The following is a 14,960-nucleotide window of genomic DNA, read 5'->3' on the forward strand; positions in this document are numbered from 1 at the left end:
GACGGTGACGTCTGACCGTCCGTCCGCGGCATGTCGCCTTATAGCAGCCTTACAGCCACCTTACAGCAGCGCGAGCAGCTTCTCGACCTGCTCGTCGGTGGTGGCCCAGGCCGTGCAGATGCGCATCACCGTGTGCGACTCGTCGGCCTGCTCCATGAAGCCGAGACGCACGCCGGTCTCCAGTCGGGCGCGGGTCGGCTCGTCCAAGGTGATGAAGATCTGGTTCGTCGGTGCGTCGAACGTGAGTGTATACCCCTTGTCGCGCAGTGCGGCACGGATGCGGTCGGCCGCCTCGTTCGCGCGGCGGGCGATGCGGCGGTACAGGTCATCGGTGAACAGCGTGTCGAACTGGAGTCCAAGCAGCCAGCCCTTTGCCAGCAACGCGCCATGCTGCTTGATCAGCGTGAGGAAATGCTTCGGCGTGTCGCTGAATGGGCCGTGATGGGTGAACACGACCGCCTCACCGAACAGTGCGCCCACCTTGGTGCCGCCGATGTAGAACACGTCGGCGATGCGGGCGAGATCCTCGAGCGTTACGTCGTTTCCGGTGGCGGTCAGCGCGTAGCCGAGCCGCGCACCGTCCACGAACAGCGGCATGTCGTACCGGTGCGCGACCTCGGCGATGCGTTCGAGCTCGGCCTTGGTGTACAGCGTGCCGTATTCGGTGGCCTGCGAGATGTAGACGGAGCCGGGGAAGACCATGTGCTCGTAGTTGCTGTCCGCATAGAACGTGGCGCAGTACCGGTCGAGTTCATCGGCGTCGATCTTGCCGTTGTGGTGGGGGAGCGCGAGCACCTTGTGCCCGGTCGCCTCGATCGCGCCGGCCTCGTGGACGTTCACGTGGCCGCTGGAGGCCGCGACGACGCCCGCGTACTGCGGGGTGATCGAATCGATGACGGTCTGGTTGGTCTGGGTGCCTCCGACGAGGAACCACACATCGGCGTCGGGTGCGGCGCAGGCCTCGCGAATCTTGCGCTTGGCGGATTCGCACAGTTGATCGGTGCCGTAGCCGGGGTACTGCGTGGCGTTGATGGCCGTGAGACGGTCGAGGATTTCGGGCGTCGCCCCGCAGGAATAGTCGTTTTCGAAGGACAGCATATCGGCTCCTTGTAGTGCGGGTCGTATGCGTGCGGTCCGCACGGTCGGGTACGTGATGACGAACTCGAGTCTACCGCCGGTGCATGGCGGTTTCGTGATGGAGCATGGCCTTGGGCGGATGTGTCGTTTCCTGTTGCTGCCGAAACGCAAAAACCCGGAACCTTGGTTCCGGGTTTTGGTGGGGTGGATAACGCGGCTCGAACGCGCGACCTTCTGAACCACAATCAGATGCTCTACCAACTGAGCTATATCCACCATGTGGCTGTCTCCAGCGGACTGGATTCAGACAACAGATGGATACTATACACGGATTTCCAACGTACGCCAATTCGGCGTGTCGCGGCGTGATGGTGTCACTTGATTGTTCGTTTTCGTTTATGAAATCCACTGTTCGTGTTCGATGTTGTGATATTTGCAGAAGCGCTGCAAACACTTGGAAACATTGGCTTCTCTATCTCAGAGAACCGTGTGTCGTGTGCATGGATGGGGGTATACTGACACATGAAGGCCGGAGTTGCGAGCCAGCCGGGAATCCTGCAGGTTGCAACGAAGCGCCGCGGTTGTGAGAACCATGCGCAACGCCTTCAGGGCAGAACATAAAGAAAGCGGCAAGGAAGTACGGCGAGAGCCGGGCCGCAGAACCCCATTGTCAGTTTGAGAACATTGCAGTCCAACAACGATGGTTCCGCGCAAGGCGGCGCGGAGAGACATAACCGAACACCTCCTTTCGGCGGCGGCCCGTACGGATCATCCGTACGGGCCGCCGTTTTTCCGGCGTGCTGGGTTAATAGACAAAACGTGGGTCTTATCCGTGCGTGTTGTCGGTGCTCAACCTGCGTCGTGCGCATGCCGCATCCGACTTTCCAAAACGCGCGGCCCCGGGGCAGTCCCGATGATCGGCGCTGCTCCCGGGCATACGGCCGTTTTGAGGCGCATGGCCGGCCGTATGCCCGGGGTGAATGCCCGTTCCGACGGTTGTTCCCGGGCATAATGCCGGTTTGGCATCCGGAAACGGCCGTAAGCCCGGGAGCAGTGTGTTGGTTCCGGGCATACAGCCGGTTTAAGGGCGTGTAACGGCCGTATGCCCGGGGAGGGGTGGCTTGGTTCCCGGGCTTACGGTCGGTTTGGCGCGCATAACCGGCCGTATGCCCGGGAGAGGGTACAGGGGCATGGCCGGAAGGGCAGGGATGACAGGGGCTTGGTTCCCGGGCTTACGGTCGGGAGTGATCCTTTAACCGGCCGTAAGCCCGGGATGGGCGGCCGGGAGAGAGTGAGAGAGGAGTGACCGGAAGGGGTGAGAGAGGATGACCGGAAGGATGTGAGAAAAAAGTGCGGCGGGAGGTGGATCGCGGAAGGTGTGTCGTTTGTCCGGCGGTGGCGTATCATAGTAATTCGTGTGTGCCAACGGCATGCCTTATGTAACAGGTATGCGGGTTGGGATATCCCGTGAATCGAATGGATCGCGCGCAGTAATGCGGACTGTGAAAGAGGATCGGGCCATCGGGCCGGTGGACTGTGGCTATCTTTGACCGATCTTGCGATCAGTGGGCAAAGTGTGGACGCAGTGCGGCGGCTGCACGAAGACAAAGAAACCACTGAATCGGAGAATTCAAGTTGCCTACTATTGAACAGCTCGTCCGCAAGGGACGTTCGCCGAAGCCGAAGAAGTCGAAGACTTTGGCGCTCAAGGGCAGCCCGCTGCGTCGCGGCGTGTGCACCCGTGTCTACACCACCACCCCGAAGAAGCCGAACTCGGCTCTGCGTAAGGTCGCTCGTGTGCGCCTGTCCTCGGGCATCGAAGTCACCGCCTACATCCCGGGCGAGGGCCATAACCTGCAGGAGCACTCCATCGTGCTCGTGCGCGGCGGCCGTGTGAAGGATCTGCCGGGTGTGCGTTACCACATCGTGCGTGGCGCGCTCGATACCCAGGGTGTCAAGGACCGCAAGCAGGGTCGTTCCCTGTACGGAGCAAAGAAGGCGAAGTAAGAGATATGTCACGTAAAGGACCCGCTAAGAAGCACCAGCTGCTGCCCGATCCGATCTACGGTTCGACCGTCGTGGCCCAGCTCATCAACAAGATCCTGCTCGACGGCAAGAAGTCGATCGCCGAGGACATCGTCTACTCCGCGCTCGATATGATCAAGGAGAAGACCGACCAGGAGCCGGTCGCCGTCCTCAAGCGCGCTCTGGACAACATCCGCCCGTCCCTCGAGGTGCGTTCCCGCCGCGTCGGTGGCGCCACCTACCAGGTCCCGGTCGAGGTCAAGCCGAACCGCGCCAACACGCTGTCGCTGCGCTGGCTGACCGACTTCTCCCGCGCCCGCCGCGAGAAGACCATGGCTGAGCGTCTCGCCAACGAGATCCTCGACGCCTCCAACGGCCTCGGTGCTTCTGTCAAGCGCCGCGAGGATACTCATAAGATGGCAGAGGCCAACAAGGCCTTCGCTCACTACCGCTGGTAATTTCCAAGAACGAGAGCTAAGGAATAGCAATGGCACTTGACGTGCTTTCGGATCTGCACATGATCCGCAACATCGGCATCATGGCTCACATCGATGCCGGTAAGACCACCACCACCGAGCGCATCCTTTTCTACACCGGTAAGAACTACAAGATCGGTGAGACCCACGATGGCGCCTCGACGATGGACTTCATGGCTCAGGAGCAGGAGCGCGGCATCACCATCCAGTCCGCCGCCACCACCTGCTTCTGGAACCGCCAGACGCACGACACCAAGGACAAGTACCAGATCAACATCATCGACACCCCGGGCCACGTGGACTTCACGGCCGAGGTGGAGCGCTCCCTGCGCGTTCTCGATGGTGCCGTCGCCGTCTTCGACGGCAAGGAAGGCGTTGAGCCGCAGTCCGAGACCGTGTGGCGTCAGGCCGACAAGTACGGCGTTCCGCGTATCTGCTTCATCAACAAGATGGACAAGCTCGGCGCCGACTTCTACTTCTCCGTGCAGACCATCAAGGACAAGCTCGGCGCCAAGCCGCTCGTCGTCCAGCTGCCGATCGGCGCCGAGAACGACTTCGCCGGCGTCGTCGACCTGATCCGCATGAAGGCCTACGTGTGGAACGACGTGTCCACCGACCAGGGTGCCCACTACGACACCACCGATATCCCGGCCGACCTGCAGGACAAGGCTGAGGAGTACCGCTCCCAGCTGCTTGACGACGTGGCCGAGGCCAGCGACGAACTGACCGAGAAGTACCTCGAGTCCGGCGAGCTGACCGAGGAAGAGATCCGCGCCGGCATCCGCCAGCTCACCATCGAGCGTCGCGCCTACCCGGTGCTGTGCGGTTCCGCGTTCAAGGACAAGGGCGTGCAGCCGATGCTGGACGCCGTCATCGACTACCTGCCGTCCCCGGAGGATGTGCCGTCCATCAAGGGCTTCAAGCCGGGCGACGAATCCGTCGAGATCGACCGCAAGCCGCTGACCTCCGATCCGTTCGCGGCCCTCGTCTTCAAGATCTCCACGCACCCGTTCTACGGCAAGCTCGTGTTCGTGCGCGTCTACTCCGGCGCCGTCAAGCCGGGCGACAACGTGCTCGACTCCACGAAGGGCAAGAAGGAGCGCATCGGCAAGATCTTCCAGATGCACGCCGACAAGGAGAACCCGGTCGACGCCGCCGAAGCCGGCAACATCTACACGTTCGTCGGTCTGAAGAACGTGTCCACCGGTGACACCCTGTGCGCTGAGTCCGCCCCGATCTCCCTCGAGTCCATGACCTTCCCGGACCCGGTCATCCAGGTGGCCGTGGAGCCGAAGACCAAGGCCGATCAGGAGAAGATGGGCATCGCCCTCGCGAAGCTCTCCGACGAGGACCCGACCTTCCAGGTCACCACCGACGAAGAGTCCGGCCAGACCCTGATCGCAGGTATGGGCGAGCTCCAGCTCGACATCATCGTCGACCGTATGCGCCGCGAGTTCAAGGTCGAGTGCAACGTCGGCAAGCCGCAGGTCGCGTACCGCGAGACCATCCGCAAGGCCGTGATGAACGAAGTGTACACCCACAAGAAGCAGACCGGTGGTTCCGGCCAGTTCGCGAAGGTGTTCATGAACTTCGAGCCGCTCGACACCGAGGCCGGCGAGACGTTCGAGTTCGTCAACGAGGTCACCGGCGGCCACATCTCCGCCGAGTTCATCGGACCCATCGAGGCCGGTGTCAAGGAAGCCATGGAATCCGGTGTGCTCGCCGGCTTCCCGGTCGTGGGCGTCAAGGCCACCGTGTACGACGGCCAGATGCACCCGGTCGATTCCTCGGAAATGGCCTTCAAGATCGCCGGTTCCATGGCGTTCAAGGAAGCCGCCCCGAAGGCCAAGCCGGTCATCCTCGAGCCGATCATGGCCGTGGAAGTCCGTACGCCGGAAGAGTACATGGGCGACGTCATCGGCGATCTGAACCAGCGTCGTGGCAACATCCAGTCCATGACCGACGCCACCGGCGTCAAGGTCATCGACGCCAAGGTCCCGCTGTCCGAGATGTTCGGCTACATCGGCGACCTGCGTTCCAAGACCCAGGGCCGCGCCATGTTCACCATGCAGATGGACTCCTACGCCGAGGTCCCGAAGTCGGTCTCGGACGAGATCATCAAGGCCCAGCGCGGCGAGTGACACGCGCTGTGCGCTTTGGCGTGACAGTGTCTCCAGTCAGCGCTAATATCGTGTAGCGCTGACTGGGTTCTGGCTCCAAAGTGGCACATAACCCAGAAACCCAGTAAACTGTAGCGAGGCCCGGGCCACGAGCCTGGGGAATCCTACACGAGACGTCCAGGAGGACAAAAGTAATGGCAAAGGAAAAGTACGAGCGTACTAAGCCGCACGTTAACATTGGTACCATCGGCCACGTCGATCACGGCAAGACGACCCTGACCGCGGCCATCTCCAAGGTCCTGCACGAGGAGTACCCGGACCTCAACCCGGAGTACGACTTCAACCAGATCGACGCCGCTCCGGAAGAGCAGCAGCGTGGTATCACCATCAACATCGCCCACATCGAGTACCAGACCGCGAAGCGTCACTACGCTCACGTGGACTGCCCGGGCCACGCCGACTTCGTGAAGAACATGATCACCGGCGCTGCCCAGATGGATGGCGCTATCCTCGTTGTGGCCGCCACCGACGGCCCGATGGCCCAGACCCGTGAGCACGTGCTGCTCGCCCGTCAGGTCGGCGTCCCGAAGATCCTGGTCGCCCTGAACAAGTGCGATATGGTCGAGGACGAGGAGCTCATCGAGCTCGTTGAGGAAGAGGTCCGTGACCTCCTCGACGAGAACGGCTTCGATCGTGACTGCCCGGTCATCCGCGTGTCCGCCTACGGCGCTCTGCACGATGACGCTCCGGATCACGAGAAGTGGGTTGAGCAGATCAAGAAGCTCATGGACGCTGTCGACGAGTACATCCCGACCCCGGTCCACGACCTCGACAAGCCGTTCCTGATGCCGATCGAGGACGTCTTCACCATCTCCGGCCGTGGTACCGTCGTCACCGGCCGTGTTGAGCGTGGCCAGCTGGCCGTCAACACCCCGGTCGAGATCGTCGGCATCCGTCCGACCCAGACCACCACCGTCACCTCCATCGAGACGTTCCACAAGACCATGGACGCCTGCGAGGCTGGCGACAACACCGGTCTGCTGCTCCGCGGCATCAACCGTACCGATGTTGAGCGTGGCCAGGTTGTGGCCAAGCCGGGCTCCGTCACCCCGCACACCAAGTTTGAGGGCGAAGTCTACGTGCTGACCAAGGACGAGGGCGGCCGTCACTCGCCGTTCTTCTCCAACTACCGTCCGCAGTTCTACTTCCGCACCACCGACGTCACCGGCGTCATCGAGCTGCCGGAAGGCGTCGAGATGGTCCAGCCGGGCGATCACGCGACCTTCACCGTCGAGCTGATCCAGCCGATCGCTATGGAGGAGGGCCTGACCTTCGCTGTGCGTGAGGGTGGCCACACCGTCGGCTCGGGCCGTGTCACCAAGATCCTCGCCTGATTTCCATCAGAGAGCATCGAGACACGCTTGAACTAGCGTTCTAGGAACCCCCTGAACCCCAACAGGTTCAGGGGGTTTCCTTATATTGGGAGCGAGGCGAAAACGCCTGTATAGGCGGTATGGCATAATAGCCAAGGCTAATTTTCAGCTTCACGCACATTCAATCAAACGAATAGGTGAGTAACTGTGGCACAGACTACCAATGACATCAAGAATGGTTCCGTTCTGAACCTCGACGGCCAGCTGTGGACCGTCACCAAGTTCCAGCACGTCAAGCCGGGCAAGGGCCCCGCCTTCGTGCGCACCACCATCAAGAACGTGCTCTCCGGCAAGATCGTCGACAAGACCTTCAACGCGGGCATGAAGATGGAGTTCGAGACCGTCGACAACCGCAACCTGCAGTACTCCTACGAGGACGGCGAGAACTTCGTCTTCATGGACATGACCACCTACGATCAGATCTACATTCCGAAGTCGCTGGTCGGCGACCAGGCCAAGTACCTGCTCGAGGGCACCGACTGCATCGTGTCCTTCCACGACGGCACCCCGCTGTCCGTCGAACTGCCGGCCTCCGTGATCCTGACCATCACCCACACCGAGCCGGGCCTGCAGGGCAACCGCTCCAACGCCGGCACCAAGCCGGCCACCGTCGAGACCGGTGCCGAGATCCAGGTCCCGCTGTTCATCAACGAGGGCGAGAAGGTCAAGGTCGACACCCGCGACGGTTCCTACCTGGGCCGCGAGAACGGCTGATTCGGATCGTCGATCTTCGAGTGACCCGATAAGATCAAAGGAATAGAGAGCTTCATGGCACGTTCCACCGCCCGCAAGAGGGCTCTGAATACGTTGTACGAAGCGGATGAGAAGGGACAGGACATCCTGTCCCTTCTTGCTGAGCGCATCGCCGAGCCGGGCGCGCAGACCCCGCTTCCCGATTACGCCGTCGACATCGTGCGCGGCGTCGCTGAGCATCGTCGCGGCATCGACCGCACGCTCAATGACCATTCCACCGGCTGGAAGGTCTGGCGTATGCCGGTCGTCGACCGCAATATTCTGCGCATTGCCGTCTGGGAGATCCTGTTCAACGACGAGGTTCCCGACAAGGTCGCCATCGACGAGGCACTGGGTCTGGCGAAGACTCTGTGCGACGACGATTCGCCGGCCTTCATCCACGGCCTGCTGAGCGCGATCTGCACCGACAAGGATACGGTGATCGCGAATCTCACCCAGTCCGAGCAGTCCAAGGACGACGACCCGTCGAACGAGATCGTCGCCGACGAAGACGACGCCGATCAGGGCGATCCGTCGGACGGCGAGTCCGAATAAAACAGTGCAACTTGCGGCTTTGCGCGGGTTCCACGAGTCCCCGCCGGCCGCTATCGTGAAAGACAGTTGACCCGAGATATTGAGGGGGTTTTGGTGAACCAGATTGATTCCGAAGCCGTGAGTTTTTCCCCTGATGAAGCCGTTCTTGTTCTTGAGGACGGACAAGTGTATGTGGGGGAGCCTTACGGTGCGCTTGGGACTACCCACGGCGAGCTCGTGTTCGCAACCGGCATGACCGGTTACCAGGAGACGCTGACCGACCCAAGCTACGACCGTCAGATCGTCGTGCAGACGTTCCCGCACATCGGCGACACCGGAATCAACCAGGAGGATCCCGAATCCTCGCGCATCTGGGTTGCCGGCTACGTCGTGCACGATCCCAGCCCGAACGTGAGCAACTGGCGCGCCACCGGTTCGCTGGACGATGATCTCAAGCGCGAAGGCATCGTGGGCCTGAGCGGCATCGACACGCGCAAGCTGGTGCGCCACCTGCGTTCCGCCGGCGTGATGCGCGCCGCGATCTTCTCCGGCGACGCGCTCCTCGATGCGGCGACCGGCAAACCGCGCACCGTCGAATCCATGCTCGACGAGGTCAAGGCCACCCCGCAGATGAAGGGCCTGAGCCTGTACGACGAGGTCAGCACCAAGGAGACCTACACCATCGAGCCGTGCGGCGAGTTCGAAGGCAAGGAGCCGCTGTTCACCGTCGCGGCCGTCGACCTCGGCATCAAGGCCATGACCCCGCACCGCATGGCAGAGCGCGGCTGCCGCGTGCACGTCGTGCCGTCCACCGTCACCTTCGAGGACATCGAGAACCTCAACCCGGACGGCGTGTTCTTCTCCAACGGCCCGGGTGATCCGGAGCAGGCCGACCCGGAGGTCGAGCTGCTGCGCAAGGTGCTTGACGCCGGCTACCCGTTCTTCGGCATCTGCTTCGGCAACCAGTTGCTCGGCCGCGCGCTCGGCTTCGGCACCTACAAGCTCAAGTTCGGCCACCGCGGCATCAACCAGCCGGTCAAGGACCTGACCACCGGCAAGGTGGAGGTCACCGCGCACAACCACGGTTTCGCCGTGGACGCACCGATCGGCGACCCGGTCGACGCCCCGTATGAGCACGGCAAGTACGGCAAGGTGTTCGTCTCGCACATCGACCTCAACGACGACGTGGTCGAGGGCCTGCAGTGCGTGGACATCCCCGCGTTCTCCGTGCAGTACCACCCCGAGGCGGCCGCCGGCCCGCACGACGCCGCATATCTGTTCGACCGTTTCGTTGACCTGATGAAGACGACCAAGGAGGAAAAGCGCAATGCCTAAGCGTACGGACATCAAGTCGGTGATGGTCATCGGCTCCGGCCCGATCGTGATCGGACAGGCCGCCGAGTTCGACTATTCCGGCACCCAGGCATGCCGCGTGCTGCGTGAGGAAGGCATTCGCGTCATCCTGGTCAACTCCAACCCGGCCACCATCATGACCGACCCGGAGATGGCGGACGCCACCTACATCGAGCCGATCGCGACCCCGATCCTTGAGCAGATCATCGCCAAGGAACGCCCCGACGCGCTGCTGCCGACTCTCGGCGGCCAGACCGCACTCAACGCCGCGATGGCGCTCGGCGAGGCCGGTGTACTCAAGAAGTACAACGTCGAGCTGATCGGCGCCTCGCTCGAGGCCATCGACCGCGGCGAAGACCGCGAACTGTTCAAGAAGGTCGTCGAGGAGACCGGCGCCGAGTCGGCCCGCTCGCGCATCGCGCACACGCTGCGTGAATGCGACCGCATCGCCGAGGAGCTCGGCTACCCGCTGGTCGTGCGCCCGAGCTTCACGATGGGCGGCCTTGGATCCGGCATCGCGCACAACGAGGAGGAGTTGCACCGTATCGCCGGCGCCGGCATCCACTACTCGCCGACCGATGAGGTCCTGATCGAAGAGGGCATCGAAGGCTGGAAGGAATTCGAGCTCGAGCTCATGCGCGACCGCAACGACAACGTCGTGGTCGTCTGCCCGATCGAAAACGTCGACCCGGTCGGCGTGCACACCGGCGACTCGATCACCGTCGCCCCGGTGTTCACCCTCACCGACCGCGAATACCAGAAGCTGCGCGACATCGGCATCGCGATCATCCGCGGCGTGGGCGTCGACACCGGCGGCTGCAACATCCAGTTTGCAGTGCACCCCGACACCGGCCGCATCATCGTCATCGAGATGAACCCGCGCGTCTCGCGTTCTTCGGCCCTCGCGTCCAAGGCCACCGGCTTCCCGATCGCCAAGATCGCGACCAAGCTGGCCCTCGGCTACACGCTCGACGAGATCCGCAACGACATCACGCAGTCCACGCCGGCCTCGTTCGAGCCGACCATCGACTACGTCGTGACCAAGGTGCCGCGCTTCGCGTTCGAGAAGTTCCCGGGCGCCGACCCGCGCCTGACCACTTCCATGAAGTCTGTCGGCGAGGCGATGGCCCTCGGCGGCAACTTCCAGGAGTCGCTCGGCAAGGCCATGCGCTCGATCGACAAGCGTCACATGGGCTTTAACTGGGACGGCGACAAGCCGTCGCCGGCTGAGGTCGCCGAACTGCTTGAGGCGATCAAGATCCCGACGGAGCACCGCTACCTGCAGATCCAGCGCGCCCTGTGGGGCGGCGCGACCGAGCAGCAGATCTTCGACTCGACCAAGATCGACCCGTGGTTCATCCGCCAGTTTGTGCTCATCAACGACATGGCGCTCGAAGTGCGCGCCGCCGAGACCCTGACCCCGAAGCTGCTCAAGAAGGCGAAGAAGGCCGGCCTGTCCGACCTGCAGATCGCCCACCTGCGCGGCCTCGGCGACGAGGGCGAGAACACGGTGCGCGAGCTGCGCTGGAACTACGGCCTGCGCCCGGTCTACAAGACCGTCGACACCTGCGCCGCCGAGTTCGACGCGGTCACGCCGTACTACTACAGCTGCTACGCCGACGAGACGGAACTGCGCCCGCGCGAGCGCGAGGCCGTGATCATCCTCGGCTCTGGCCCGAACCGCATCGGCCAGGGCATCGAGTTCGACTACACCTGCGTGCACGCGGTGCAGGAGCTCGGCAAGGACTATGACACGATCATGGTCAACTGCAACCCGGAGACCGTGTCGACCGACTACGACATGTCCGACCGCCTGTACTTCGAGCCGCTCACCTTCGAGGACGTGCTCGAGATCTACGAGGCCGAGAAGAAGATGGGCCCGGTCAAGGGCGTGATCGTGCAGCTCGGCGGCCAGACGCCGCTGTCGCTCGCGGCGCGACTCAAGGCCGCCGGCGTGCCGATCCTCGGCACCACGCCGGAAAGCATCGACCTTGCGGAGAACCGTGAGCTGTTCGGCGAGGTGCTCAAGAAGGCGCACATGAACGCGCCGCGCTACGGCACCGCGCTGAGCCTCGACGAGGCCCGCGAGGCCGCGCACAACATCGGCTACCCGGTGCTGGTGCGCCCGAGCTACGTGCTCGGCGGCCGCGGCATGGAGATCGTGTACGACGATGCTCAGCTCGTCAAGTACGTCAACCGCGCGCTCGACGAGGCGAAGGCTGATACCGTCGTGTCCGGCCGTCTGCCTTCCCCGCTGCTCATCGACAAGTTCCTGCAGGACGCCATCGAGATCGACGTCGACGCGCTGTTCGACGGCGAGGAACTCTACATCGGCGGCATCATGGAGCACATCGAGGAGGCCGGCGTCCACTCGGGCGACGCGGCTTGCACCCTGCCCCCGTCGACGTTGAGCGATGACCAGATCCGCCGTCTGCGTGAGGGCACCTACGCCATCGCCAAGGGATGCGGCGTCAAGGGCCTGATCAACGTGCAGTACGCGTTCATGGCGAACACCCTGTACGTCATCGAAGCCAACCCGCGCGCCTCGCGCACCGTGCCGTTCGCATCCAAGGCCACCGGCGTGGCGCTGGCCAAGGCCGCCGCGCGCATCATGGCCGGCGAGACCGTCGCCGACCAGCGTGCCAACGGCCTGCTGCTGCCCAAGGGCGACGGCGGCGTGATGCACCGCGGCCAGCAGGTCGCCGTCAAGGAGTCCGTGCTGCCGTTCAAGCGCTTCCGCACGCCGGTCGGCAAGACCGTCGACGTGCTGCTCGGACCGGAGATGCGTTCGACCGGCGAGGTCATGGGCTTCGACCGCGACTTCCCGCACGCGTTCGCCAAGAGCCAGCTCGCCGCCTACGAAGGCGGACTGCCGACCGGCGGCAACGTGTTCATCTCCGTGAACGACACCGACAAGCGCCAGCTGCCGATGGTTGCCGTGCGCTTGGTCGAGCTCGGATTCACGATCTGGGCGACCGAAGGTACCGCATCCGTGCTGCGCCGCTACGGCATCGACTCGAAGATCGTTGACAAGATCAACACGCGCATGGACACCGATCCGGACGCGCCGGTCGTCGTCAACCATGCGGAGGGCAGCATCGGCAAGAACGTCGTGGAACTCATCGAGGACGGCGACATCGACCTGATCCTCAACACGCCGAATTCGCGCGGCTCGCGCTCCGACGGATACTCCATCCGCGCCGCGGCTATCGCGGCCGACATCCCGCAGTTCACGACGATGACCGAATTCCAAGCCGTGCTCATGGCCATCGAAGCCGTCAAGAAGAACGACTACCAGATCATGAGCATCCAGGAACATTCGCAGCAGTTGTTCGAAATGGAAGGTCGGGACAACAAATGACCAATAGCCTCAGCAGTGAAGAGCAGCAAGCCCAGCGCTCGGATTTCGGTCTGCGCCTGAGCAATTCGATGGCCAAGTACGGCCCGTTGTGCGTAGGAATCGATCCGCATCGCAAGCTCCTCACTGACTGGGGCTACAACGTCGATGCGGAGGGCGCGGAACTGTACGCCATGCGCATGCTGCAGGCCGCGTCCGGCCGCGCCGCCGCCGTCAAATTCCAGTCGTCGATGTTCGAGCGCTACGGTTCCAAAGGCATCGCCGCGCTCGAACGCGTGCTGTACGCGGCACGCCAGATGGGCATCATCACCATCGTCGACTGCCTGCACGGCGGCCTCGCCACGACGATCTCGGCCATCTCCGACGCCTACTTCAAGCCCGGCGCACCGCTACTCGCCGACGCGATCACCCTGCTGCCGTACTACGGCGCACGTTCGCTGTCCGGCGTGATCAACGACGCGCTCAACAACGGCCGCGGCGTGTTCGTCGCCTCGCTCACCTCCAACGAGGAGGGCGCGAGCCTGCAGACCGCCATCCGCCAGCGTGGTGACTACAAGGGCAAGACCGTCGCGTTCGGCGTGGCCAGCACCGTGCAGAAATTCAACGCCGGCATCAACGGCATGGGTTCGGTCGGCCTGATCATCGGCGCGACCATCGGCCAGTGGATCGACGACAGCGGCATCGACCCCGCGCAGTTCACCGGCCCGATCCTGTCTCCCGGTTACGGCTGGCAGGGCGCGGAAGCCAAGGACCTGCGCTCGGTGTTCAAGGGCACCAGCGGCAACGTGCTCGTGACAGTGTCGCGTTTCATCGCCTCGCACGGCCCGGACATCCAGGCTCTCGCCGAGGCGACCGATGCGATCTCCATCGATGTGCGTCAGGCGCTGCTGGAAGCGACCGAAGACACGCGCAAGAACGATCGCACGACGATGGCACACGATACGAACGCTTCCGCCGAAGTGGATACGCCGCAGCAGACGGCCGGCGCGGCTCCGGCAGAAACTTCGGTTCAGTCTGATGCCGCCGATACCGGCACGACCAAGGACGATGCTATGGACGACAACAACGACGAACAGGCGCTGCGCGGCGGCCGACTGCTCGTGCTCACCGGCCCCGCCGGCGTGGGCAAGGGCACCGTGGAAACCGCATTGCGCAAGAAGCACCCCGAAGTATGGGTGTCCGTTTCCGCCACCACGCGCAAGCCGCGCCCGGGCGAAGTGAACGGCCTGAACTACTGGTTCATGACCGACGACGAGTTCATCGCCAAGGAGGCGGCGGGGGAGTTCCTCGAAACCGCCGTCGTGCATGGCCTCGCGCACTACGGCACGCCGCTTAAGCCCGTTGAGGAGCATCTGGCCGCCGGTACGCCCACCATCCTCGAAATCGACCTGCAAGGCGCCCGTCGCGTCAAGGAACGTGCCAAGGAACTTGGCATGGAAGTCCTCTCCGTCTTCATCGCTCCGCCCAGCTTCGACGAACTCGTTCGTCGTTTGACCGGTCGTGGCACCGAAACCGAAGAAGAACGCAATCGCCGTCTGGAAACCGCCAAAGTCGAGCTCGCCGCCGAAGGTGAATTCGACGTCACCATCGTCAACGACAACGTCGACAAGGCGGCAGAGGAGCTGTGGGCCTTGCTCGCTCGCGAGTACGGCATCAGCGAATGATGGAGCGTATACCGCCTTTCCTCAACCTCGACGTGCTGAGCACGCCTTCGGTTTCGGACGGCGGTCTCCGCACGCATCATTCGCTGATGCTACGCAACGCTGAATAACGGAGTGTCCTCGTCGTTGCTCCTCGGTCGCGGTACCGGCATCAGCGAATGACATACGAAATGGGGTTTGTTCCTTTATTG

Annotated in this window: 10 protein-coding genes, 1 tRNA gene and 1 pseudogene; 10 read left to right on the forward strand and 2 right to left on the reverse strand. The window is 63.2% G+C overall.

The annotated features are described in order from the left end of the window. Window positions 1-60: 60 nt before the first annotated feature. Together JS541_RS14145 and JS541_RS14150 are read right to left on the reverse strand one after the other, a co-directional pair. Window positions 61-1,098: a beta-eliminating lyase-related protein gene (locus tag JS541_RS14145; protein WP_214375134.1), complete on the reverse strand. Its 1,038-nt coding sequence runs from the start codon at window positions 1,096-1,098 to the stop codon at window positions 61-63. 179 nt (window positions 1,099-1,277) lie between these two features. After that, window positions 1,278-1,353, reverse strand: a tRNA-His gene (locus JS541_RS14150). A gap of 1,359 nt (window positions 1,354-2,712) precedes the next feature. On the opposite strand from JS541_RS14150, the gene rpsL reads away from it, so the two are divergent. The 10 genes and pseudogenes from rpsL to gmk all read left to right on the forward strand — a co-directional run bounded on the left by rpsL (window position 2,713) and on the right by gmk (window position 14,772). After that, window positions 2,713-3,084 (forward strand): 30S ribosomal protein S12, encoded by a 372-nt coding sequence (rpsL, locus tag JS541_RS14155; RefSeq protein WP_003825774.1) that lies wholly within the window; start codon window positions 2,713-2,715, stop codon window positions 3,082-3,084. A 5-nt stretch (window positions 3,085-3,089) separates the two neighbouring features. Then, window positions 3,090-3,560: a 30S ribosomal protein S7 gene (gene rpsG / locus JS541_RS14160; RefSeq protein WP_163228936.1), complete on the forward strand. Its 471-nt coding sequence runs from the start codon at window positions 3,090-3,092 to the stop codon at window positions 3,558-3,560. A 29-nt stretch (window positions 3,561-3,589) separates the two neighbouring features. Further along, complete coding sequence (fusA, locus tag JS541_RS14165) at window positions 3,590-5,719, forward strand: elongation factor G (RefSeq protein ID WP_214375135.1); 2,130 nt, start codon at window positions 3,590-3,592, stop codon at window positions 5,717-5,719. A 173-nt stretch (window positions 5,720-5,892) separates the two neighbouring features. Further along, on the forward strand, window positions 5,893-7,092 hold the full coding sequence (gene tuf, locus JS541_RS14170) for an elongation factor Tu (RefSeq protein ID WP_214375136.1): 1,200 nt from the start codon (window positions 5,893-5,895) through the stop codon (window positions 7,090-7,092). Window positions 7,093-7,278: 186 nt separating this feature from the next. Beyond that, window positions 7,279-7,845, forward strand: coding sequence for an elongation factor P (gene efp, locus JS541_RS14175; RefSeq protein WP_214375137.1), 567 nt, complete (start codon window positions 7,279-7,281; stop codon window positions 7,843-7,845). A gap of 54 nt (window positions 7,846-7,899) precedes the next feature. Beyond that, entirely contained in the window at window positions 7,900-8,418 is a 519-nt protein-coding gene (nusB, locus tag JS541_RS14180) for a transcription antitermination factor NusB (protein WP_214375138.1), read from the forward strand. A gap of 93 nt (window positions 8,419-8,511) precedes the next feature. Further along, on the forward strand, window positions 8,512-9,732 hold the full coding sequence (carA, locus tag JS541_RS14185; protein WP_214375139.1) for a glutamine-hydrolyzing carbamoyl-phosphate synthase small subunit: 1,221 nt from the start codon (window positions 8,512-8,514) through the stop codon (window positions 9,730-9,732). Further along, window positions 9,725-13,111 carry a carbamoyl-phosphate synthase large subunit gene (carB, locus tag JS541_RS14190; protein WP_214375140.1) on the forward strand — a complete coding sequence of 1,129 codons (3,387 nt, stop codon included), beginning with the start codon at window positions 9,725-9,727 and terminating at the stop codon, window positions 13,109-13,111. The genes carA and carB overlap by 8 nt, the downstream gene beginning before the upstream one ends. Further along, window positions 13,108-14,007, forward strand: a pseudogene (gene pyrF, locus JS541_RS14950) (orotidine-5'-phosphate decarboxylase); the annotation flags it as partial. The gene carB and the pseudogene pyrF, both read left to right, overlap by 4 nt. Window positions 14,008-14,160: 153 nt before the next feature. Beyond that, window positions 14,161-14,772: a guanylate kinase gene (gmk, locus tag JS541_RS14955; protein WP_240539390.1), complete on the forward strand. Its 612-nt coding sequence runs from the start codon at window positions 14,161-14,163 to the stop codon at window positions 14,770-14,772. Window positions 14,773-14,960: the final 188 nt, after the last annotated feature.

Source organism: Bifidobacterium sp. SO1, from assembly GCF_018555335.1.
Classification (GTDB): Bacteria; Actinomycetota; Actinomycetes; order Actinomycetales; family Bifidobacteriaceae; genus Bifidobacterium; species Bifidobacterium simiiventris.